The organism is Methylobacterium sp. TK26, assembly GCF_055361565.1.
In genome coordinates this window covers 229,978-253,329 of record NZ_CM143965.1, presented here as the reverse complement: position 1 = coordinate 253,329, position 23,352 = coordinate 229,978, and the positions used below count along the sequence as shown (strand labels likewise).

18 protein-coding genes are annotated in these 23,352 nt (G+C 68.8%); 6 read left to right on the top strand and 12 right to left on the bottom strand.

All coding sequences use genetic code 11. From position 1 onward, the window contains the following. Nucleotides 1-3 precede the first annotated feature (3 nt). Nucleotides 4-2,202, bottom strand: a complete 2,199-nt coding sequence (locus ACXJ1Y_RS01190; protein ID WP_463848373.1) for a 3-hydroxyacyl-CoA dehydrogenase NAD-binding domain-containing protein — start codon at nt 2,200-2,202, stop codon at nt 4-6. Between the two features lie 115 nt (nt 2,203-2,317). Between ACXJ1Y_RS01190 and ACXJ1Y_RS01185 the strand changes: the two genes are divergently transcribed. Next, nucleotides 2,318-3,097, top strand: coding sequence for an EAL domain-containing protein (locus ACXJ1Y_RS01185; protein ID WP_463848372.1), 780 nt, complete (start codon nt 2,318-2,320; stop codon nt 3,095-3,097). A 43-nt stretch (nt 3,098-3,140) separates the two neighbouring features. Here ACXJ1Y_RS01185 and ACXJ1Y_RS01180 read toward each other — a convergent pair whose 3' ends face one another. The 3 genes from ACXJ1Y_RS01180 to ACXJ1Y_RS01170 form a co-directional block, all read right to left on the bottom strand. Further along, on the bottom strand, nt 3,141-3,641 hold the full coding sequence (locus tag ACXJ1Y_RS01180) for a DUF2059 domain-containing protein (RefSeq protein WP_463848371.1): 501 nt from the start codon (nt 3,639-3,641) through the stop codon (nt 3,141-3,143). Between the two features lie 114 nt (nt 3,642-3,755). Beyond that, nucleotides 3,756-4,964 (bottom strand): acetyl-CoA C-acetyltransferase, encoded by a 1,209-nt coding sequence (locus tag ACXJ1Y_RS01175; protein WP_463848370.1) that lies wholly within the window; start codon nt 4,962-4,964, stop codon nt 3,756-3,758. A gap of 71 nt (nt 4,965-5,035) precedes the next feature. Next, nucleotides 5,036-5,827 (bottom strand): HpcH/HpaI aldolase family protein, encoded by a 792-nt coding sequence (locus ACXJ1Y_RS01170; RefSeq protein ID WP_463848369.1) that lies wholly within the window; start codon nt 5,825-5,827, stop codon nt 5,036-5,038. Between the two features lie 279 nt (nt 5,828-6,106). Here ACXJ1Y_RS01170 and tolQ point away from each other — a divergent pair, with 279 nt between their 5' ends. Genes tolQ through tolB form a run of 4 tightly spaced genes read left to right on the top strand, consistent with a single transcriptional unit; the run spans nt 6,107 to nt 10,076 of the window. Further along, nucleotides 6,107-6,826 (top strand): protein TolQ, encoded by a 720-nt coding sequence (gene tolQ / locus ACXJ1Y_RS01165; RefSeq protein ID WP_463848368.1) that lies wholly within the window; start codon nt 6,107-6,109, stop codon nt 6,824-6,826. 12 nt (nt 6,827-6,838) lie between these two features. Continuing rightward, entirely contained in the window at nt 6,839-7,285 is a 447-nt protein-coding gene (locus ACXJ1Y_RS01160) for an ExbD/TolR family protein (RefSeq protein ID WP_243957292.1), read from the top strand. Between the two features lie 13 nt (nt 7,286-7,298). After that, a complete protein-coding gene (tolA, locus tag ACXJ1Y_RS01155) occupies nt 7,299-8,678 on the top strand; it encodes a cell envelope integrity protein TolA (RefSeq protein WP_463848367.1) in 1,380 nt (459 codons plus the stop codon). Between the two features lie 54 nt (nt 8,679-8,732). Further along, a complete protein-coding gene (gene tolB / locus ACXJ1Y_RS01150; RefSeq protein WP_463848366.1) occupies nt 8,733-10,076 on the top strand; it encodes a Tol-Pal system beta propeller repeat protein TolB in 1,344 nt (447 codons plus the stop codon). Between the two features lie 15 nt (nt 10,077-10,091). Here the strand turns inward: tolB and ACXJ1Y_RS01145 are convergent, their stop codons facing one another. The 7 genes from ACXJ1Y_RS01145 to secA all read right to left on the bottom strand — a co-directional run bounded on the left by ACXJ1Y_RS01145 (nt 10,092) and on the right by secA (nt 21,874). Continuing rightward, a complete protein-coding gene (locus tag ACXJ1Y_RS01145) occupies nt 10,092-11,324 on the bottom strand; it encodes an MFS transporter (protein WP_463848365.1) in 1,233 nt (410 codons plus the stop codon). A 66-nt stretch (nt 11,325-11,390) separates the two neighbouring features. Next, entirely contained in the window at nt 11,391-13,904 is a 2,514-nt protein-coding gene (locus ACXJ1Y_RS01140) for a sensor histidine kinase (protein ID WP_463848364.1), read from the bottom strand. A gap of 297 nt (nt 13,905-14,201) precedes the next feature. Continuing rightward, nucleotides 14,202-15,602, bottom strand: coding sequence for an adenosylhomocysteinase (gene ahcY / locus ACXJ1Y_RS01135; protein ID WP_463848363.1), 1,401 nt, complete (start codon nt 15,600-15,602; stop codon nt 14,202-14,204). A 110-nt stretch (nt 15,603-15,712) separates the two neighbouring features. Continuing rightward, nucleotides 15,713-16,129, bottom strand: a complete 417-nt coding sequence (locus ACXJ1Y_RS01130; protein ID WP_463848362.1) for a CsbD family protein — start codon at nt 16,127-16,129, stop codon at nt 15,713-15,715. A gap of 120 nt (nt 16,130-16,249) precedes the next feature. Continuing rightward, nucleotides 16,250-18,181: a potassium transporter Kup gene (locus tag ACXJ1Y_RS01125; protein ID WP_463848361.1), complete on the bottom strand. Its 1,932-nt coding sequence runs from the start codon at nt 18,179-18,181 to the stop codon at nt 16,250-16,252. Between the two features lie 100 nt (nt 18,182-18,281). Then, a complete protein-coding gene (bioD, locus tag ACXJ1Y_RS01120) occupies nt 18,282-18,992 on the bottom strand; it encodes a dethiobiotin synthase (protein WP_463848360.1) in 711 nt (236 codons plus the stop codon). Then, nucleotides 18,989-21,874 carry a preprotein translocase subunit SecA gene (gene secA, locus ACXJ1Y_RS01115; protein ID WP_463848359.1) on the bottom strand — a complete coding sequence of 962 codons (2,886 nt, stop codon included), beginning with the start codon at nt 21,872-21,874 and terminating at the stop codon, nt 18,989-18,991. The genes bioD and secA overlap by 4 nt, the downstream gene beginning before the upstream one ends. A gap of 260 nt (nt 21,875-22,134) precedes the next feature. On the opposite strand from secA, the gene ACXJ1Y_RS01110 reads away from it, so the two are divergent. Further along, complete coding sequence (locus tag ACXJ1Y_RS01110; RefSeq protein ID WP_463848358.1) at nt 22,135-23,031, top strand: peptidylprolyl isomerase; 897 nt, start codon at nt 22,135-22,137, stop codon at nt 23,029-23,031. 95 nt (nt 23,032-23,126) lie between these two features. Here ACXJ1Y_RS01110 and ACXJ1Y_RS01105 read toward each other — a convergent pair whose 3' ends face one another. After that, on the bottom strand, nt 23,127-23,285 hold the full coding sequence (locus ACXJ1Y_RS01105) for a hypothetical protein (protein ID WP_463848357.1): 159 nt from the start codon (nt 23,283-23,285) through the stop codon (nt 23,127-23,129). Nucleotides 23,286-23,352 lie beyond the last annotated feature (67 nt).

Sequence of the window (23,352 nt, the reverse complement as noted above, 5' to 3'; positions counted from 1 at the left end):
GCGTCAGGCCGCCTTCCTGGCTTCGCCGTAGAAGGTGCCGTCCCGCTCGGCCATGGCGGCAAGGCTGTCGGGCACGGCGAAGCGCGGGCCGTGGCGCGATTCCAGATCCCTCGCCAGGGCGACGAAGGCCGGCACGCCCATGAAGTCGATGTAGGAGAGCACGCCGCCCGTGAAGGGGGCGAAGCCGAATCCGAGGATCGAGCCGACATCGGCCTCGCGCGGGTCGGTCACGACGCCCTCCCCCACCGTGCGGGCGGCTTCCAGCGCCTGGACCACCAGCAGGCGGTTCTTCAGCTCCGTAAAATCGACCTGCTCCGGGTCGAGCCTCTGCGGCTGAAGATCGGTGAGGCCCGGCCACAGGCGCTTCGGCGCCCCCTCCGGGTAATCGTAGAAGCCCTTGCGGTTCTTGCGGCCGAGCCGGCCCTCCCCCTCCACCATCCGGGTCAGGATCTCCCTTTGCGCCGGATCGACCGCATCCGGTCCGACCTGCGCCTCGGTGGCCCGGGTGATCTTCAGGATCAGGTCGAGGGCGACTTCGTCGTTGAGGGAGAGCGGGCCCACCGGCATGCCCGCCTGCCGCCCGGCGCTTTCGATCATGGCCGGCGGCACGCCCTCGGCCAGCATCTTGTGGCCTTCGAGGATGTAGGCGCCGACGCAGCGGTTGGCGAAGAAGCCGCGCGAATCGTTCACGACGATGGGCGTCTTCTTGATCGCGCGGACGTAATCGAGGGCCACCGCCACGGCCCTGTCGCCCGTGGCGCCGCTCTTGATGATCTCGACCAGCATCATCTTCTCGACGGGCGAGAAGAAATGGATGCCGACGAACAGCTCCGGCCGCCGGGAATGGCGGGCGAGCCCGGTGATCGGCAGGGTCGAGGTGTTGGACGCGAAGACCGTATCCGGCCCGATCACGGCCTCGATCTTCCCGATCACGTCGGCCTTGATCGCCGGATCCTCGAACACCGCCTCGATCACGAGGTCGCAGCCTTCGAGCGCGGTGTAATCCGCCGTGGCGGTGATGCGCGCGAGCAGGGCGTCGCGGTCGGCGGTCTTGGCGCGGCCCTTGTTGATCTGGCCGGTGATGAGGGCGTGGGCATGCGCCTTGCCCTTCTCGGCCGCCTCGATGCTCCGGTCGATCAGCACGGTGTCGAACCCGGCCTGCGCGGTGACGTAGGCGACGCCAGCGCCCATGAAGCCCGCGCCGACCACCCCGACCTTGCGCAGGCTCGCGGGCGGAACGTCCTTCGGGCGGCGGGCGCCCTTGTTCAATTCACCCATGGAGAGGAACAGGGTGCGGATCATCGCCGCCGCCTCCTTGGTGCGGAGGATATGCGCGAAGTAGCGGCTCTCGACCTTGAGGGCGAGGTCCATCGGCAGCTGAAGCCCCTCGTAGACCGAGTTCAGGATGGCCTTCGCGGCGGGGTAGTTGTCGTGGGTCTCACGGCGGTAGATCGCGTTGGCGGCGGGCCAGACCTGCATGCCGGCCGGCGAATAGACCTTGCCGGAGGGTGCCTTGAACTTCGGCGCGTCCCAGGGCGCCACCGCCGAACCACCGTCGCGGATCCAGGCCTTGGCCTGCGCCACGATGTCGGCCACCGGGGCGACGGCGTGGATGAGGCCCATGCCCTTCGCCATCGGCGCGCGGATCTGCTCGCCCTTGAACAGCATCTGCAGGGCGTCGCCGGTCTGCATCAGACGCGCCACCCGCTGCGTGCCGCCGCCGCCGGGAAACAGCCCGACCTTGATCTCCGGCAGGCCGACGCGGGTATGGGGCGCGTCCGACGCGATCCGGTAGTGGCAGGCGAGCGACAGTTCGAAGGCTCCGCCGAGGCAGAGCCCGTGGATCGCCGCCGCGAAGGGCTTGCCGCAGGTCTCCAGCCGCCGGAACAGCAGGGTCAGCCGGCGCGATTCCTCGAAGAAGCGGCGCATGGCGGCCTCCTCGCCCTCCTCGGCGCGCAACTTCTCGTAGGCTGCGCGCAGGCCCTGAAGCATGGTGAGATCGGCGCCGCCGGAAAAGTTCTCCTTGCCGGTGGCGATCACGCAGCCCTTGATCGCCGGGTCTGCGGCGACCGTCTCCACAATCGCCGACAATTCCTCCATCACCGCCTCGGTGATGACGTTCATCGAACGGCCCGGCATGTCCCAGGTTGCGAGCGCGATCCCGTCGGCATCTGCTTCGAAACGGAAGTAATCTAGGTTCATTTTTGCGCTCCCGCGACAGTATCGCAAATCGAATACATGGCGACCGGTCTTAATCGACTGGTGAGAGTTTCCCGCGCATTGTGGCGCGCGCTGGGGGCAGATTCAGGATCCGAGCATGAAATCGACTCAAGGTTGCGCCGCCTGTCGGGACGGCGCCGCCCTCCCCTTCGCCTTCACCATGGCCTTCCAGCCGATCCTCGACCTCTCGACCGCGCGGATCTGGGGCTACGAGGCGCTGGTGCGTGGCACACAGGGCGAGCCGGCCGGCGCGATCCTCTCGCAGGTGAACGACGAGACCCGCTATCGTTTCGATCAGGCGGCGCGGGTGAAGGCCATCGAATTGGCCGGTTCGCTCTTCCCGGTGGACGAGGATGTGCGCCTGTCCATCAACTTCATGCCGAACGCGGTCTACGAACCGAATGCCTGTATCCGGGCGTCCCTCGAGGCGGCGAAGCGGGTCGGCTTCTCGTACCGCCGGATCATGTTCGAGTTCACCGAGAACGAGCGGTTCCGGGACATCGACCACTTGCAGCGCATCGTCGCGGCTTACCGGAAGCAGGGCTTCATGACGGCCCTGGACGATTTCGGCGCGGGCTTCGCGGGCCTGAGCCTGCTGGCGAATTTCCAGCCGGACCTCATCAAGATCGACATGGACGTCCTGCGCGGCCTCGACGGCGATGACCGCCGCCGCAGCATCGTCCAGGGCATCGTGGGGATCGGCCGCGCGCTCGGGGTCGAAATCCTCGCGGAGGGCATCGAGACCACCGCCGAACTCGACGCGGTGCGATCGCTCGGCATCGATCTGGTCCAGGGCTACCATTTCGCCCGTCCCCTCATCGAGGCGCTGCCCGTGGTGCCGGGCATGGCGCCGGAATCCGCCGCGCAGGCCGCGTGACGGTACGCCGGAGCCCGCCCGGTCGCCATGGCCCGGGCTGGTCTTATTTGGGCGCGGGCGTCGGAGCCGGCATCGGCACGGGCGGCGTGCCGGGCGTCTGGTTGTCGGTCGCCGAGGCCACGGCCAGCATGTTCAGGAGCTTGGTGACAGAGTTCTGCGAGATCGCCGTCACCGAGGAATTCGGGTCGGCGTTCATGGTCTGGAACTTCTCGTAGACCGGATCGGTGTAGATCTCATCGAGATGCTTCAGCTCAGTGAGGCTGAACTTCTGGGCATATTCCTTCGACAGCCCCTCGACCATCAGGGCGCGCTGCTTCTCGAACTCAGCGTTCAGCTCCTTGCGAACGGATTCGGCGCGGGCTTCCGGCATTGCCGCCGTGGTCTTCTCGAGCGCGACGTTGAAGCCGGTCTGCAGGTTCTTGATGAGGGTCTTGTTGACGAGCTTCGTCGCCTCCGCGACCCGGTCGCTCTGGTCGTCGGCGCGGGCGGCGAGCGGCGCGGAGAGCGCGACGCCGAGGCAGAGGGTGGCGATAAGGCGGTTCAAGGTCGTTCCTCCCGTTTTGATGTCGGTTCCCGGCGGGCCGTCGAGCCGGCCGCCGTGGCACGGCGCCCGTTTCGGTCGAAAACGGAGCCGCCGCAAGTCCTTGTCCTGCTGCGTTCAGACGCGCTCGATGATCGTGGCGGTGCCCATGCCCGCGCCGATGCACAGGGTGATGAGCGCGCGCTCCTTGCCGGTGCGCTCCAACTCGTCGAGGGCGGTGCCGAGGATCATCGCGCCCGTCGCACCGAGCGGGTGGCCGAGGGCGATGGCGCCGCCGTTGACGTTCACCGCGTCGGGGTCGAGGTCGAACGCCTGACAGAAGCGCAGCACCACGGCGGCGAAGGCCTCGTTCACCTCGATCAGGTCGATGTCGTCGAGGGTCAGGCCGGCCCTGTAGAGCACCTTCTCGGTGACATCGACCGGCCCGGTCAGCATGAGCGCCGGGTCCGAGCCGATATTGGCGAAGGCGCGGATGCGCGCGCGGGGCCGCAGGCCTGCCGCCTCGCCGGCCTCCTGCGAGCCGATCAGCACGGCCGCCGCCCCGTCCACGATGCCCGACGAATTGCCGGCATGGTGGACGTGGTTCACGAACTCGACGTCCGGGTGGGCGTCGGTGGCCACCGCATCGAACCCGCCCATCTGACCCATCTGCACGAAGGAGGGCTTGAGGGCGCCGAGCGACTGCATGTCCGTGCCGGGGCGCATGTGCTCGTCCCGGTCGAGGAGGGTGATGCCGTTCACGTCGCGCACCGGCACGACGGAGCGGTCGAACAGCCCCTGCTCCCAAGATCGCGCGGCCAGCGCCTGTGAGCGCACGGCGTAGGCGTCGCATTCCTCGCGGCTGAAGCCGTACTTGGTGGCGATGAGGTCGGCCGAGATGCCCTGCGGCATGAAGTAGGATTTCACGGCGATGGCCGGGTCCACCGGCCAGGCGCCGCCGGACGCGCCGATGCCGATGCGGCTCATGGACTCGACGCCGCCGCCGACCGCCATCACGTGCTGGCCCGACATGACCTGCCCGGCGGCGACGTTCACCGCGTCGAGGCCGGAGGCGCAGAACCGGTTGATCTGCATGCCGGGGACGTGGACCCCGTAATCGGCCACCAGTGCGGCGGCGCGGGCGATGTCGCCCCCCGCCTCGCCGACCGGATCGACGCAACCGAGGATCACGTCGTCCACCAGCCGCGTATCGAGGCCGTTGCGCTCCTTCAGGGCGCGGAGCGCCGTCTCGGCGAGCCGCAGGGCCGTCACCTCGTGGAGGGCGCCGTCCGCCTTGCCGCGCCCACGGGGCGTGCGGACATGGTCGTAGATGAAAGCTGTCGGCATCGGCGTACCCTCTCGCTCTCCCGAGCCTTCCGGCGCTGCGGGCTTACAGGTCCGTACCCGTCAGGGCCAGCCTATCCCACCGGATCGCCGCCGCGCGCCTCGGCCAGGGCCCGCGTGAACGCCTCGGCCACGAGCAGCCCGTCGTAGCCGATGGAGGCGAGCTTGAAGCCCATCGCCAGCATCTCGCGGGCGCGGGCCGGGCCTGCGGCGAAGGCGCAGGGGATCTTGCCCGCCGCGAGGGTGACGCGGACGATCTCCCGCAGGGCCTCCGTCACGGCGCTTCCGTTCGGATCGAAGGCGGCACCGTTCGACAGGGCGATGGACAGGTCGCCGGGGCCGACGAGGATGCCGTCGATGCCCGGCACCCGGAGGATCTCCGGCAGGTTCGCGATGGCCTCGCGGGTCTCGCACATGGCAATGGTCATCGTGCGGGCGCTGGCCTGCGTCAGGTAATCCTGCGGGTCCGTGAGGCCGGTGAACCACATCGACCGGTCCGGCCCCCAGCTGCGCTGGCCGGTGGGCGGAAACTTCGTCGCGGCGGCCAAGGCGCGCGCATCCTCCACCGTGTTGATCATCGGCGCGACGATGCCGGCCGCGCCCACGTCGAGCATCTTCGAGGCCATGGCGAAATCGCCGACCGCGATGCGCACGAGGCCGGGCTTGCCCCACAGCGCCAGCTCCGTCAGCCCGGCGGTGCAGGTGGCGACGTCGTAGGTGCCGTGCTGCTGGTCGAGGAGCACCACGTCGAAGCCCGCCCGCGCCATCAGCCCCGCCAGGGCGACATCCGCGAGGCAGGACCACCCGAGGAGGCGGCCGCCTTGGCTGCGCAACAGATCGGGCAGGCTCGGCATGGGTATGGTCACGGCGGGATCCTGCGGCGAGGGTCGATGCGGCCAGGATATGGAAGGGAGCCCGCCCCGGTCCAGCACTCGCGAAAGTGGAAACGCCTCAAGTTCGCCGGGTTCTCAACCGATTCTTAACCTTGCCCGGCTCTTAAAATCCTGCGGACACACGAATGACCGCGGAAGGGCCCGGCCCTTACTTTCGACAGATTCGCGGGCGATAGCATTGATATCGCTCGAATTTCCGGCACTCGCGGCGCTCATGCCGCCGCGCCGGCTCGGAGCAGGAGACTTCGACGGATGAACCCAGCCGACGCGATGCAGGCCGCTGCCCCCGTGGCCGACATGAGCCTGCTCGGCTTGTTCCTCCAAGCCCATTTCGTCGTGAAGATCGTGATGATCGGTCTGCTCAGCGCGTCGGTGTGGTGCTGGTCGATCATCGTCGACAAGACACTCCTGTTCCGCCGCATCCGCAGCGAGATGGACGCCTTCGAGGACGCGTTCTGGTCCGGCCGCTCCCTGGAGGAGCTGTTCCGCTCCTTCAACGACCGCCCGGCCACCGGCCTCGCCGCCGTCTTCGTCGCCGCGATGCGCGAGTGGAAGCGCTCCTTCGAGGGCTCGGGCCGTCAGGTCCAGTCGCTCTCCCAGCGCATCGAGAAGCAGCTCGACGTCACCATCCACCGCGAGGTCGAACGGCTCGAATCGCGCCTGCTGTTCCTCGCCTCCATCGGCTCGGCCGGTCCGTATATCGGCCTGTTCGGCACGGTGTGGGGCATCATGACCGCCTTCACCTCGATCGCGGCCTCCAAGAACACCTCCCTCGCCGTCGTGGCGCCGGGCATCGCGGAGGCGCTGTTCGCCACCGCCATCGGCCTGTTCGCCGCCATTCCGGCGGTGCTCGCCTACAACAAGCTCCAGGCCGAAGTCGCCAAGGCGCAGTCGCGCCTGGAAGGCTTCGCGGACGAATTCTCGGCGATCCTGTCCCGGCAGATCGACGAACGCCTGTCGCTGGCCGCCTGAGGAGACAGACCGATGGCCATGGCGGCAGGGGCTGGACAGGGCGGGACGAAGCGGCGGCGCCGGCGCGGTCGCCGCAGCGGCGCCATCAACGAGATCAACATGACGCCGTTCATCGACGTCGTGCTGGTTCTGCTCATCATCTTCATGGTGGCGGCGCCGATGATGACGGTCGGCGTGCCCCTCGACCTGCCGCAGTCGAAGGCCTCGCCCCTCAATTCGGACGTGAAGCCGATCACCCTCTCCATCCGGCAGACCGGCCAGATCTTCCTCGGCGAGGACGAACTGACCGACGACAGCATCGTCGCCAAGCTCACGGCCGCCGCCAAGAACGGCACCGAGGACCGGGTGTTCGTGCGCGGCGACAAGCGTGTCGATTACGGTCGCGTCGCCCAGGTCATGGCCATCGTGACGGGCGGGGGCTTCCGGCACGTCGCCCTCGTCACCGAGCCAGAGCACTAGGGGACGCGCTGCCTTGGCGATCTCCCTGCCCAAGTTGGACCGCCGGGAACCCGGCGTCTGGATCTCGGCCGGCACTCATGTGGCGCTGCTCGGCTTCGTGCTGCTCGGCGTCTCCGCCCCTGCCCTGCCCGAGGCGCAGGAGGGCGTGCCCGTCGAGATCATCACCGAGAACCAGCTCTCCGAACTGACCAAGGGCGAGCGTCAGGCCGACAAGCCGATGCCGAACGCGCAGAGCCGCGCGGACAAGCAGGCCGAGAAGATCGAAGAGCGCGAACCCGAGAACTCGAAGACCGACGCCCCCACGGCGCCGAAGCGCACGGCCGAGATGAAGCTCGCCAACGCGGACGAGATGCCCCTGCGCGCCGAGCCGGACGTGAACGAGGCCGAAGCCGCCAAGGCGGCGAAGGCCGCCGAGGAGAAGCGCGAGGCCGATAAGGCCGCCAAAGCCGCCGCCGACAAGGCTGCAGCAGACAAGGCCGCTGCCGCCGAGAAGGCCGCCGCCGCCAAGGCCGCCGCCGAGAGCAAGGCGAAGGCCGAAGCCAAGGCCGCCGAGGCGAAGGCCAAGGCCGAGGCGGAAGCCGAGAAGCGCGAGCAACTCGACAAGCTGATCGAGCGCCAGGAGGCGGAAGCCGCCGCCCAGGCCAAGGCCGACGCCGCCAAGAAGGCCGCCGAGGCCAAGGCGAAGGCGGACGCCGCGAGGGAAGCGGCGAAGAAGGTCGCCGAAGCGAAGGCCAAGGCTGAAGCGGAGGCCGAGCGCCAGAAGGAAATCGCCGAGGCCAAGGCCGAGGCGGAGCGCGAGAAGGCGGAAGCCGCCGCCGAGGCGAAGGCCAAGGCGGACGCGGCCGAGAAGGCCCGGGCCGATGCCGCCGCCAAGGCGAAGGCCAAGGCCATGGCGGATGCGAAGGCGAAGGCCGACGCGGAGGCCAAGGCGCGCAAGCAGGCCGAAATGGCCGACAAGTTCAACGCGGGCGACATCCGCTCGGTGCTCAATTCCAAGGCCCCGTCGCAGTCGACCGGCTCCACCGGCCACGCCGTGCAGAAGGTCGCCGCCCTCGGCGCCGCCACGGGGAACGCGCAGCGCCTGTCGCCGTCGCTGCGCGACGCCCTCGTCGGCATGCTGCAGCAGCAGATCGAGCGGTGCTACTCGGCGCCGCCCGGCGCGGCCCAGGGCGTGGTGCTGCCGGTGCTCGACATCCGCCTGAATCCGGACGGATCGCTCAGCAACGAGCCGCGCATCATGCGCGGCGGTGCCAGCGCGGTGGACCAATCCATCGCCCAGGCCGCGCTGCGGGCGGTCAGGCGGTGTGCGCCCTACCGCATACCGGCGACCTACGCGCCGTATTACAACGACTGGAAGGCGATCAACGCGGAGTTCGAGTTCACGGCGACGTAACCGCCGAGGCCCCCGCCGTCGCTGCCCCTCCCCCGTCTGACCACGACCGAGACGATGATCGACAGCCTCACTCGCCGGCACGGCCCTTCGCGGCCCGCTCCCATCCTGGCATTCCTCGCCTTCATCGCCCTGGCGCTCGGCTTTGCCGGGCCGGCGCAGGCGCAGCTGCAATTGCGGATCGGCGGCGGCAGCTTCCAGCCCCTTCCCATCGCCGTCGCCGATTTCGGCGGCGACCCGAGCCTCGGCGGGCTGCTGAGCGGGGTGGTGACGAACAACCTGCGCCGCTCCGGCTACTTCGCCCCCCTCGACAAGGGGCGCTTCCCGGAGAACCCGCCCTTCGACGCCGCCCCGAACTTCGAGAAGTGGCGCGCGACCGGCGTGCAGGGCCTCGTGACCGGCCGCGTGGTGCGCGACGGCGGCGGGCGTCTGAAGGTCGAGTTCCGCCTGTGGGACGTGAGCTCCGGCCAGCAGATGATCGGCCAGCAATACGCCACCGATCCGGCCAACGCCCGCCGGGCCGGGCACCTGATCTCGGATCAGGTCTACACCAAGATCACCGGCCTCGGGCCGTGGTTCGACAGCCGCATCGCCTTCGTGGACGAGACCGGCCCGAAGGAGAACCGCCGCAAGCGGCTGATGGTGATGGACCAGGACGGCGCCAACGTCCGCGCCATCACCTCGGGTGAGATGTCGATCGTCGCCCCGCGTTACTCGCCGAGCACGCAGGAGATCGCCTTCATGGCGCAGGCCGCCGGCCACCAGCCGCGCGTGCAGGTGATCAACCTCGAAACCGGCTCCCGGCAGGCGTTCGGCTCGGTCGACTCGATGAGCGCCAGCCCCCGCTTCTCCCCCGATGGCCGCCGCCTCGTGATGAGCGTGCAATCGGGAGGCAACGCCGACATCGTGACGATGGACCTCGCCTCGAAGGCGCAGAAGCCCATCACCAGCGGGCTCGCCATCGACACCTCGCCGACCTACTCCCCCGACGGCAGCCAGATCGCGTTCGAATCGGATCGCGGCGGCTCGCAGCAGGTCTACGTGATGGGCGCGGACGGCTCGAACCCGCACCGCATCACCTTCGGCACCGGCTCGGCCTCGCAGCCGGCGTGGTCGCCGCGCGGCGATCTGATCGCCTACACCCGCCAGCGCAACGGCGGCTTCGCGATCTGCGTCGCCAAGACGGACGGGACCGGCGAGCGCGTGCTCACCGAGGGCTTCCACAACGAGAGCCCGTCCTTCTCTCCCAACGGCCAGTACGTGGTGTTCTTCCGCGATCCCGGCGGCCAGGGCGGCGGCAAGCTGTTCATGGTCGACATCACTGGCAAGGTCGAGCAGCCGGTGCCGACGCCGGCCTACGCCTCCGACCCGACGTGGTCGCCGCTCCTCGCGGGGCGCTGAGCGGCGCGCCGTCTCTCAGATCTGCGTGAGCAACCTGTCCCGCGCCCGCAAGGCCGGGAACAGGCGCCCCCAGAGCAGCGCGACGCCCACCGTCGCCACGCCGCCGAGCACGACCGCCGGGACGGCGCCCAATGCCGCCGCGAGCAATCCGGATTCGAACTCGCCGAGTTCGTTCGAGGCGCCGATGAACACGGTGTTCACCGCCGCCACCCGGCCGCGCATCGCATCCGGCGTCTCGCCCTGCACGAAGCTCTGGCGGACATAGACCGAGATCATGTCGGCGGCCCCCGTCACGAAGAGGCAGGCCATCGACAGGGGCAGCGAGGTCGAGACGCCGAACACGACGGTGGCGAGGCCGAACACGATCACCGCCCGCAGCATGCGGAGGCCGGCATGGCGGCGCAGCGGGTATGAGGCGAGGATCAGCGCCATCGTCACCGCCCCCGCCGCCGGCATGCTGCGCAGGAGGCCGAGGCCGAGTGGCCCGACATGCAGCACCGACGCCGCATAGATCGGCAGCAGCGCCGTCGCCCCGCCGAACAGCACCGCGAACAGATCGAGGCTGATGGCGCCGAGCACCACGGGCTGTGAGCGGATGTAGCCGATCCCCGCGAGCAGCGTACCCCACGTCACCTTTGGCCGCTCCGTGACCGGCGCCGACCTGTGCCGGATCAGGGCGACGCTGAGGCTCGCGAGCGCGAAACAGGTTCCCGCCACCGCGAACACGACCTTCGGCCCGAGGGCATAGAGCAGGCCGCCGAGCGCCGGCCCCATCACCGAGGCGGTCTGCCAGAGGGAGGCGTTCCAGGCGATGGCCGAACCGAAGAGCGGCCCCGGCACGAGCGTCGGCAGCAGGGCCTGCAGGGCGGGGTTCGCGAAGGCACGGGCCGTGCCGACGATCACCACCAGGGCGTAGATCGGCCACACCATCGTGGCCCCGCTCAGTGCGTAGGCGAGGAGGCCGAAGCTCGCCACTGCCTGGAGGGCGAAGGCGGCCGAGCCGACGATGCGCCGCTCGTAGACATCGGCGACATGGCCGCTCACCAGGGCGCTCAGCATGGCGGGCAGGAAGCCGGCGAGGCCCACGAGGCCCAGCGCCAGGGCAGAGCGGGTCAGGTCGTAGACGAACCACCCGATCGCCACCGCCTGCATCTGATAGGCAAGGCCGGTGAGGAACCGGGCCGTGCCGAAGAGCCGGAAATCGCCGTTGGCGAAGACGGCGTAGCCGGATTTCGTGGTGTCGGACATCCGCCTTCCGTGGGGAGCACCGTGCGAGTGCGCCCGATTTGTTTCGCGATCACATCTGTCGCGCGGTCACGCGATGGAGACCCGCGACAATTCCGGGCGGCGCTCCGGCTGGGGCTCGTCCGGCACCTGGAGGGGGAAGTGACAGGTGACGCAGGTGCCGACACCCTGCTCCGTCTCCAACTCCACCCGGCCGCCATGCAGTTCCACGAAGGAGCGGACGATGGAGAGGCCGAGGCCCACGCCCCGGTGGCGGGTGCCCCGCGTTTGGCTCTCGAACCGGTTGAAGACGAGTTCCTTCACCTCCGGCGACATGCCGACCCCGTGGTCGCGCACGCTGAGGACGAGATCGCGGGTGGAGCGCCGGGCGGTGATCTCGACCCGCTGGCCGGGATCCGAGAAGCCCACGGCATTCGAGAGCAGGTTGAACAGGATCTGCCGGATGCGTTTCCCGTCCGCCCGCACGGTGCCGATATCGGCGGGCACATCGACGGAGAGGCCGATCCGCGCCTCGGCCAGACGGTCTTCCAGACCGCGCACCGCGGCCTCGACGGTCGCGTGGACGTCGACGTCCTCGCACTGCAATTCGAGCGACCCGGCATCGATCGAGGCGAGGTCCAGGATGTCGTTGATCATCACCAGCAGCGAGCCGGAGGAGCGCATGATGTGGTCGGCGTATTCCCGCTGCCGCGTGTTCAGCGCGCCCACCGTCTCGTCGCCGAGCAACTGCGTGAAGCCGATGATGTTCGTGAGCGGTGAGCGCAATTCGTAGGAGACGTGGTGGACGAAGGTGTCGCGCAGTTCGGCGGCCTTCTCCAAAGCCTCGTTCTTCTCGATGAGCATCCGCTCGACATTCACGCTGGCCGTGACGTCGATCAGGGTCAGGAGGGTCGCGCCCTCGGGCAGGGGCTGCGTCGCGCAGTCGAGGACCGTGCCGTCCACCATCTCGATGCGGCGGGCCAGGGCCACGCGGGCTTCGAGGCCCACCACCGCGTCGCGGATGTCGAGCCACTGGTTCTCGGCCGGGGCGAAGGCCTTGCAGCGCAGGATCACCGAATCGACGTGCGGTTTCGCGTCGACCATCTCCGGGTCGAGGCGCCACACCGTCGTGAAGGCGCGGTTGGCGAGGTGCAGGCGTCCGTCCGCCCCGAACACCGCCACCGGCTCGGCCAGGGTGTCGAGGGTTTCGGCCTGGAGGCGGCGCAGGGCGTTGTAACGCGATTCGGCGTTGAGCCGGTCCGAGACGTCCTCGAACAGGTAGGTCAGCCCGCCCTGCGGGTTCGGATCGGCCACCACCCGCAGGGTGCGTCCATCCGGCAGATACCACCACGCCTGATGCGCCTCGGCGGCGCGATAGGCGGCGAGCACGCCATGCTTCCAGGTGCGGAAGTCGGCATGTTCTTCGAGCTTCCGCTGCGAGCGCAGCAGGTCGAGGATTTCGCCGTCCGAGGGGCGGCTGTCGAGGAAGGCCTGATCGAGGTCCCACAGGGCGCGGTAGGCGGCGTTGTGGAAGATCAAGCGCTGGCCCACGTCGAACATCGCCACGGCGGTGGGCAATTGATCGAGGGTGCGGGCGTTCGCGTTCATCTGCTGCTGCAGGTCGGCGCGGACGCTCTCCAACTCGGAGACGTCCACCGCCATGCCGACGCGGCCGCCTTCAAGGGCGGTCTCGTACACGTCGAGGACGCGGCGGTTGCCGGACATCACGGCCGAGACGCGGGGCGCCCGGCGCGGACCACCGGCGGCGACGACCGCTTCCTCGCGGGCGATGGTTTCCCGCGCCGGACGGTCGAGGAGTTCCATCCCGGCGTCGATCACCGCCTCACGGCTCGCGGCCTCCACGGCGGCGACGTAGGCGGCGTTCACCCAGGCGAGGCCGCCGTCGCGGTTGCGGCGCCAGACCGGCTGCGGGATCGCGTCGAGCAGGCTCGCCAGCGCCGAGAGGCCGCGCCGCGTCTCGTCGAGGGTGATCCGAAGCTCGGAGATCTCGCGCCGCTCGGAGGTGGTCTCGCGCAGGCGCAGGAGGGCGCGGCCCGCCACCGTCCGCCCCTGGGCGTCGATGTTGCGCCCGCTCTGGGTACGCAGGTCGAGGGTGAAGCCGGTGCCGCGGGTGAGCAGCGTATCGAGGGCCGCCTCGACGGCCTGCGCGTCGGCCGGCATAAGCCACGCGCCGAAGGCCAGCACCCGGCGTGCGGAATCCGCCACCGCCCGCTCGCCGTTCAGGGCGATGCCGACATCGCCCTCGATCACCGGCTCGCTGTGCTCGTCCCAGGTGATGACCACCTGACGGTCGGCGTTCAGCAGCATCTCGGCGCGGTCGTGGGCGCCGCGCAGCAGGTTGAGGGCCGCGACGAGGTCCTGCTCCCGCCGGGTCCAGCGGGCGCGCTCATAGAGATAGAGAAGGGCGAGGATCACCGCGAAGGCGACGAGGCCGCCGAAGACGGCCAGCCCGGCGACGCCGTGCATCTCCCTGGGCGCGTGAGCCGCCGGGACGTCCTGCATTTCCGCAAAGGCCGCGCCCGCCGCGAACAGCGCGAGAATCCCCACGCCGACCCGCAGCTGCGCCGCACGTCCGACCCGCATCCGCCATGCCCCCAAGCTCTCGTCACCGCCGGCGTGCGTCCGAGCGGTGCGAAACGCACCCCGCCGCGGATGGCCCTCTGCCGGGGCTGCCGCGGTACGCCTGTCACTGAGTCGGGGGCACCTTACCGTGGGGGGGATTCCCGCCGGAAGGAGAACGAAGCGTGGCTTTGGCCCTGGGGGGTAAATCCGCCGTTAACGACACTCAGAAGACACACCTTACGGTGCCGAATTAGGCTTGACAAACGAAGGGCCCGGCGCAGCGCGCCGGGCCCCTATAGTGTGTAGCCTATGAGGGTTCTAGTAGCGGTAGTGCTCGGGCTTGAACGGCCCGGTTTCCTTCACGCCGATATAGGACGCCTGGTCCGGGCGAAGCTTCGAGAGCGTCGCCCCGACCTTGGCGAGATGCAGGGCCGCGACCTTCTCATCGAGCGCCTTCGGCAGGGTGTAGACCTGCTTCTCGTACTTGCTCGGGTTGGTCCAGAGTTCGATCTGGGCCAGCGTCTGGTTGGTGAACGAGGCCGACATCACGAAGGACGGGTGGCCGGTCGCGTTGCCGAGGTTCACGAGGCGACCCTCCGACAGGAGGATGATGCGGTGGCCGTCCGCGAACTCGATCTCGTCGACCTGCGGCTTGATGTTGTTCCACTTGAGGTTCTTCAGGCCGGCGACCTGAATCTCGTTGTCGAAGTGGCCGATGTTGCAGACGATGGCCCGGTCCTTCATCTCCCGCATGTGGTCGAGGGTGATGATGTCCTTGTTGCCCGTGGCGGTGACGAAGATGTCGGCGCGCGGGGCGGCGTCTTCCATCGTCACGACCTCGTAGCCCTCCATCGCGGCCTGGAGCGCGCAGATCGGATCGATCTCCGAGACCATGACGCGGCAGCCGGCGTTGCGGAGCGAGGCGGCGGAGCCCTTGCCCACGTCACCGAAGCCCGCGACCATGGCGACCTTGCCGGCCATCATCACGTCGGTGCCGCGACGGATGCCGTCGACCAGCGACTCCTTGCAGCCGTAGAGGTTGTCGAACTTCGACTTAGTGACCGAGTCGTTCACGTTGATCGCCGGGAAGAGGAGCTTGCCCTCCTTGGCGAGGATGTAGAGGCGGTGCACGCCCGTGGTCGTCTCCTCGGAGACGCCCTTGATGGAGTCGGCGAGGCCGGCGAACCAGCCCTTCGGCTTCTCGGCGAGCTTCTTCTTCAGAAGCGCGAAGAAGATTTCCTCCTCCTCGGAGCCCGGCTTGTCGAGGAAGGCGGTGTCGCCGTTCTCGGCGCGCAGGCCGAGGTGGACGAACATGGTGGCATCGCCGCCGTCGTCCAGGATCATGTTCGGCAGGCCGCCGTCATGCCAGTCGAACAGGCGGGAGGTGTAGTCCCAGTACTCTTCCAGGGTCTCGCCCTTCACGGCGAAGACCGGGATGCCGGCGGCCGCGATGGCGGCGGCGGCGTGGTCCTGGGTCGAGTAGATGTTGCAGGAGACCCAGCGGATGTCGGCGCCGAGCGCCTTCAGGGTCTCGATCAGCACCGCCGTCTGGATGGTCATGTGCAGGGAGCCGGCGATCTTGGCGCCCTTCAGCGGCTGGCTCGCGCCGTATTCCTCGCGAACGGCCATCAGGCCGGGCATCTCGCTCTCGGCGATCGAGATTTCCTTCCGGCCGTAATCGGCCAGCCCGATATCCCTGACGACGTAATCCTTGGCCATGCGGCTCTCCTCACTCGCGTTGCGATCCGGCCGGTGGCCTACCACTTCGCGAGCGAGGAAGCAATCAAGACATAAAGATGTCTTTATGCGACGAGGCGGCTAACCATCGCTCAGCGGTTCGGGCGGGCGAGCCAGCCGATGCCGAACGCCACGGCCGCCACCAGGGCGAGGGTGGTCGCGCGGTTGTCGTCGGCCCGGCGGGCGATGTCCCGGCCGTGATGCACCGCGCGGGAGCGGACATGGCGGCCGCGCTCGTAGGCTTCGTCGGCGAAGGCCTCGCCACGGGAGCGGGCCTCGTCGGCCAGGGCGCGGGCGCGGTCGCGGCCCTCCTCGTAGAGGTGCTCGCCCTCGCGGCGCAGGTCGTGGGCGGTCTCGCGGGCGCGGCCATAGGCGTATTGCGCGGCGCCGGCCGCCTGATCGAACGCACCCTCGGCCTGCCGGCCGGGGGCGCCGCGCAGGGCGCCGGTCGCGGTCTTCACACGGCCGCGCAGGTGGCGGATGCCGCCTTCCAAGCGATCACTGTTCATCTGAAAATCCCTCCGTTCGGCGGCCCGTTGCCGGTTCCTCGCGGAAGCGGAACAGGTCGCTGGCTCTTCAGGCGAGTCGAACGATGGGGGACGGCCTAGGTTCCGGTGCGGTGGGGCTCGTCAGATCTCGATTTCGGTACCGACTTCCACGACCTGACGGGTCGGCACACCGAAGAAAGCGCCTGTCCGCTCAGCGTTTCGCTGCATGAACGCGAACAGATTCTCCCGCCAGATCGCCATGCCCCGCTGGTCGTTCTTCGGAATCACGGTCTCGTGACCGATGAAGACCGTGACGTCTTCCACGCATTGCGGCGGAAGCCGGCCGTCCCGGACGGCGCAGGCGATGCCCTCGGGGATCGAGGCATCCTCCATGAAGCCGTAGCGGAGCACCACCCGGTAGAAGTTCGGCGCGATCATGCTGACCTCGGCGCGCTCCTCCAGCGGCACGCTCGGCGTCTCCTCGTAGAGGGCGGTGACGATCAGCACGCGCTCGTGCAGGGCGTGGCTGCGCTCCACGAACCGGGACAGATGCAGTGGAATGCCGTGGATGGCGGCCGAGAGGAACGCGGCGGTGCCCGGCAGGCGGGTGAGGCGCTGGTGGCTCAGCCCTTCGAGGAAGGCGTCCTCCGGCTGGCGCAGGTTCACCCGCGCCTCTTCCACCAGCATGTTGCCCTTGCGCCATGTGAGCATCATCACGGCGACGATCCCTGCGAGGACGAGGGGAAACCACCCGCCTTCCATGATCTTCACGCTGTTGGCGCCGAAGAACACGAGGTCGATGGCGAGGAAGAAGCCGTTCACCGCCACCACCGCGACGGGGTTGTAGCCCCACTTGAGGGCGATGAGCGCGGCGAGCAGCGTGGTGATCGCCATGAGCATCGAGACGGCGATGCCGTAGGCCCCGGCCAGCGCATCGGACGAGCCGAACACGACGACGGCCACGAGCGTCGCGATGGCGAGCAGCCAGTTCACTGCCGGCACGTAGATCTGGCCGCGCTCGTCATGGGCGGTCTGGACGATCCGCATGGTCGGCAGGAAGCCGAGCTGGATCGCCTGCTGCGTCAGGGAGAACACGCCGGAAATGATCGCCTGAGAGGCGATGATCGTCGCGAGGGTGGCGAGCCCCACCAGGGGAATGTGCGCCCAATCCGGCGCGAGGCGGAAGAACGGGTTCTCGATCGCGTCGGGCTCGGCGAGGAGCAGCGCCCCCTGCCCGAAATAGTTGAGCACCAGGGCCGGCAGCACCAGGGCGAACCACGCCGCGCGGATCGGCCGGGCGCCGAAATGGCCGAGGTCGGCATACATCGCCTCGCCGCCCGTCACCGCGAGGAACGCCGCGCCGAGCATGGCGAAGCTGATGCCCCAGCCGGCATGGAAGAGGAAGTCCACCGCCCTCAAGGGGTTCAGGCCCTGGAGGATCCGGGGCTCGTGCAGGATCGACCCCAACCCCAGCAGCGCCAGGGCGACGAACCACAGCAGCATGACGGGACCGAAGATCCGCCCGATCCGGGCGACGCCCTGGAACTGGACCGCGAACAGCCCGACGAGGATCACGAGGGTGATCGGCACGACGTAATGGCCGAGGCTCGGCGCATCGACCTTCAGCCCCTCCACCGCCGAGAGGACGGAGATGGCGGGCGTGATCGCCCCGTCACCGTAGAGGAGCGCCGCCCCCACCAGACCGACGACGAGGAGCAGCGCCTGAGGCGTTCCCGGCCGCGCCTGCCGGGCGCCGAGGAGCGCCAGCATCGCGACGATGCCGCCCTCCCCGCGATTGTCCGCGCGCAGGATCAGGATCGCATACTTGAGCGAGACGATGAGGATCAGCGACCAGAAGATCAGCGAGACGGCGCCTGTCACGGCGAGCGGCGTGGCGGTGCCGCCGCCGGCTGCCTTCACCGCCTCCTTGTAGGCGTAGAGGGGGCTCGTGCCGATGTCGCCGTAGACGACACCGAGTGCGCCCATGAGCAGCGCGGGGCTCATGCGCCCACGGGCCGGAGCCCCCGTTTCAGGAAGTGCGGCTCCGCTGGCCGTAGCGACGGACTGGCTCAACGGACCTCCGGGGATGATCGGCGGAGGCGATGTGCCTCACCGCACATCAGCTAAGCGCTAAAGCGTCACCGTCCAGCGGCACCCGCCCGTCATCCCGACACTATCCGGTGAAGTGTCGCGTTGCTTGGGCGTCGACGGCGCTTTCAAGCAACGCCGCCAGATCATCCGGTGCCGATGCCCCTCGGCCCAAGCAGAAGACCGAACAGGACACATGCCGACGGATCGCATTCGCCACCGTCTCGGGCGGCGTCGGCGCGCCCTCGCTCTCGCTCACGACGACGGCCAGGAGATCCACCCCGCGCAGCCGTAGCACCTCCGCCGCCGTCAGGGCGTGGCTGATCGCGCCGAGATAGCTGCCCGACACCAGCACGACCGGGATGCGCAGGGCCTCGATCCAGTCGAGCCCGGTCGCCGCGTCGGTGATCGGGCTCATCAGCCCGCCCACCCCCTCGATGACCACGGGGCAATCGGAGGCCGCGATCCGGTCGCGGCACCAGTCCGCGATCGCGGAAAGGCTCACGCTGCGCCCTTCGAGGGCGGCGGCCTGATCCGGGGCCAGGGGCGCCGCGAAGCGCCAGGGCGAGCAGGCGGTAACGGTCTCTTCGGTGACTGGCAGGCCCTGCGCCGTCAGGAGCCGCGCCGTGTCGCTCTCTCCGAAGGCGGGATCGTCCCAGGGCGCGACGCCACTCGCCAGGGGCTTGAGGGCGAGGACCGGGCCCCGCTCGCGAAGGCGGCGCGTGAGCGCCGCCGTCACGTAGGTCTTGCCGATCTCCGTCCCCGCTCCGGCGATGAAGACCGCGTGTCGGCTCACGCCTGATAGCTGCCGTGGCAGTGCTTGTACTTCTTGCCCGAGCCGCAGGGGCACGGCTCGTTGCGGCCGACGCGACCCCAGGTCGACTCGTCGGTGGGGTCCCGTTCGAGCATGGCGGTGTCGGCGGAAAGCGCCTGCGCGGCATAGCCATAGGCCGGGCCGCCACCCCCATCGCTGCCGCTGCCGCCGGCATAGGCCATCTCGTTCTCGCCGGTGACGGGATCGAGGTGCTGGGCGAACATCGGCGGAAGGGCTGGGCTCTCCATCGGAGGCGCCTCATCCTGTTGGAACATCACCTCGATGCGCGAGAGTTGGCCCGTCACCTGTTCGCGGAGGGCCACGACGAGGCTGTTGAACAGCTCGAACGCCTCGGACTTGTACTCGTTCAGCGGATCGCGCTGGGCGATGCCGCGCCAGCCCACCACCTGCCGCAGGTGGTCGAGCGTCACCAGATGCTCGCGCCACAGGTGGTCGAGGGTCTGCAGCAGAACCTGCTTCTCGATATAGGCCGAGACCTCGGCACCGTTCTTCTCGACGCGGGTCTGATAGGTCTCCTCGGCGAGCTTCATCAGGCGCTCGCGGATCTCTTCGTCCGCGATGCCCTCTTCCTTCACCCAATCCTCGGCCGGGATTTCCAGGTTCAGGGTCTGCTGCACCGCCTCGCGCAGGCCCTCGGCATCCCATTGCTCGGCATAGGTATCCGGCGGGATGTGGCGGGTGACGATGTCGTCCACCACGCCCTCGCGCATGTCGTCCACGGTCTCGCGGACGCTGTCCTGGCCCATGAAGTCGCGGCGCTGCTCGAACACGACCTTGCGCTGGTCGTTCATCACGTTGTCGTACTTAAGCACGTTCTTGCGCATGTCGAAGTTGCGGGCTTCGACCTTCTGCTGCGCCTTTTCGATGGCCCGGTTGATCCAGGGGTGGATGATCGCTTCGCCCTGCTCCAGGCCGAGCTTCTGCAGCATCCCGTCCATGCGGTCGGACCCGAAGATCCGCATCAGGTCGTCCTTCAGGGACAGGTAGAACTTCGAGCGGCCGGGGTCGCCCTGGCGGCCGGAACGGCCACGGAGCTGGTTGTCGATGCGGCGCGACTCGTGGCGCTCGGTGCCGATGATGTAGAGGCCGCCGGGCAGGTCCTTCTTGCGACCCGCCGCCGGGTCGGCCGGCTCGCCGGAGGCCAGCACCTTGGCGCGGTTCTCGCCGATCTCGGCCTTGATCGCCGTGATGGCGGCGTCGCGCTCAGGCCCCTCCGGCACCCCGGCGAGTTCCTTCTCGACGCGCATCTCGACGTTGCCGCCGAGTTTGATGTCGGTGCCGCGACCGGCCATGTTGGTGGCGATGGTGATGGCGCCCGGCACGCCGGCCTCGGCAACGATATACGCCTCCTGTTCGTGGAAGCGAGCGTTCAGCACAGCGAAGCGCTTGGTCACGCGGCCCTCGCGGGCGGCGGCATAGACGTCGGTGAGGGCGTTCGGGTCCGAATAGTCGAGGGGCGTGTAGCCGGCGCTCACCAGCATCTCGGCGAGGTATTCGGACTTCTCGATCGAGCCCGTGCCGACGAGGATCGGCTGATGGCGCTCGTGCGCCTTGCCGATCTCCTTGATGATCGCCTGATACTTCTCCTCGACGGTACGGTAGACCTCGTCGTCCTCATCGACGCGCTCGATCTCCTTGTTGGTCGGGATGTCGACCACGTCGAGCTTGTAGATCTCGGCGAACTCGTCGGCCTCGGTGGAGGCCGTGCCGGTCATGCCGGCGAGCTTCTTGTAGAGGCGGAAGTAGTTCTGGAACGTGATCGAGGCGAGCGTCTGGTTCTCGGGCTGGATCGTCACCCGCTCCTTGGCTTCGAGCGCCTGATGCAAGCCTTCCGAGTAGCGCCGGCCCTGCATCATGCGGCCGGTGAACTCGTCGATGATCACCACCTCGTCGTTCTTGACGATGTAGTCCTTGTCGCGGGTGAACAGGGTGTGGGCGCGCAGCGCCTGGGTCACGTGGTGGACCAGGGTGACGTTGTGGGCGTCGTAGAGGTCGCCCTCCTTGAGGATGCCCGCCTCGCGCAGGGCGTCCTCCACGAACTCGTTGCCCTCCTCGGTCAGCGAGACGGTGCGCTGCTTCTCGTCGAGGTCGTAATGCGCCGGGACGAGCAACGGCATCACGCCGTCCACCGCCACGTAGAGTTCCGAGCGGTCGTCCACCGGGCCGGAGATGATGAGCGGCGTCCGCGCCTCGTCGATGAGGATCGAGTCGACCTCGTCCACGATCGCGTAATGGTGCCCGCGCTGAGACAGCTGCGCCATCTCGTACTTCATGTTGTCGCGCAGGTAGTCGAAGCCGAACTCGTTGTTCGTGCCGTAGGTGATGTCGCAGGCATAGGCCGCCTTGCGCTGCTCGTCGTCCAGGCCGTGCACGATGGTGCCGACCGACAGGCCGAGGAAGCGGTAGACGCGGCCCATCCACTCCGCGTCGCGGCTGGCGAGGTAGTCGTTCACGGTGATGACGTGGACGCCCTTGCCCTCCAGGGCGTTCAGGTAGACCGGCGCCGTGGCGACGAGGGTCTTGCCCTCGCCGGTCTTCATCTCGGAGATACCGCCCTCGTGCAGCACCATGCCGCCGAGGAGCTGCACGTCGAAGTGGCGCTGGCCCAGCACCCGCTTGGCGGCCTCGCGGACCGTGGCGAAGGCCGGGACGAGGATGTCGTCCACGCTCTTGCCCGCCGCGAGTTCGGCCTTCAGCATGTCGGTGCGGGCGCGCAGGGCGTCGTCGCTCAGCGCCGCGATCTCCGGCTCCAGGGCGTTGATCTGCGCGACGCGCGGACGGTAGCCCTTCACGCGGCGGTCGTTGGAGGAGCCGAAAATCTTCTTGGCGAGCGAGCCGAGCATCGTAAACCTGCGGACGGGCGTGCCCGCCGACGGACGTGACGTCGCGGGCCGGCCTGGGCGGAATGGGGCTGGCTTATAGAGGTAAACATCGCCCCGTGCACCTGAAAGAGCCGGAGCCCCGATTGGTTGCCGAATATGGCTCCGCTTGCCTTCTGCGTGCGGCCGGGCCACCTCTCCCGCCACCGGACGGGCGGCCGAGCGGGGCCCCTCGGGCCTCCGCCGCCGAACCGGCTGAACGACACGCCGACCGAGGTATTTCCATGCCGACCCATGCTCTGCTCCGGCGCGCCAGCGCGCTTGCGCTTGCGCTCGCCCTCTCCGGCGCGGCGGCGGCCCAGACGCCCCCGGCCGAAAAGACGCCGGCGGCCGCCCCCGCCGCCCCCGCCGATCCCACCGCCATCGTCGCGACGGTGAACGGCCAGCCGATCACCCAGGCCGACCTCGCCGTGGCGGCCGACGATCCGGCCCTGTCCCTGCCGGGCGTGGACGAGGCGCAGAAGAAGAACCTGCTCGTGGATTACATGGTCGACCTGAAGGTCGGCGCGCAGGCCGCCGAGGCGGCCAAGGTCGGCGAGAGCGCCGACTTCAAGCGCAAGCTCGCCTACTTCCGCGACAAGCTCCTGCTCGACGACTACCTCGAACAGGAGGCCAAGAAGGCGGTGACGCCGGAGGCCGAGCACGCGATCTACGACACCTCGGTGAAGCTGATGAAGCCCGAGGAGGAGATCCACGCCCGTCACATCCTCGTGGACAACGAGGGCGAGGCGAAGAAGATCGCCGGGCGGATCAAGGGCGGCGAGGATTTCGCCAAGGTCGCGGCCGAGACCTCGAAGGATCCGGGCTCGAAGGCCGAGGGCGGCGATCTCGGCTGGTTCACCAAGGAACGGATGGTGCCGGATTTCGCCACCGCCGCCTTCGCGATGCAGCCCGGCCAGGTCTCCGACCCGGTCAAGACGCAATTCGGCTGGCACGTCATCAAGATCGAGGAGAAGCGGACGAAGCCGCAGCCGACCTTCGACGAGCTGAAGGAGCAGATCGACCAGCACCTCATCCGCAAGTCGCAGCAGGATCTGATCCTGAAGCTCCGCGCCGAGGCGAAGATCGACCGCAAGGACGCGCCGGCCGCGACCCAGGAAGCTGCGCCCGCGACGAAGTAAGGCCGCTCAGGCGTTCGTCCTCACTCGCCTATCTCATCCTTCGAGGCCCGCCACGGCGGGCCCCTCAGGATGAGGTTTGGCGCAGGACGATTCGACTAATACGGACGGTCGGGCTTCATGATGTAGGCCGATTGGCTCGCCGGCCGGGGCGTGACGCCGAGGGATTCCAGTTCGGAGGCGCGCCGTGCCTCCGACAGCCGGTCCAAGATGATGACGAGGATCCACGGACAGGCGATACCGATGAAGAACGCCACGCGACGACCCTCCCATTTGGACCGGACTCGCGCCGGTTAAGAGGATGATAGGCCGCGCCGGCCGCGC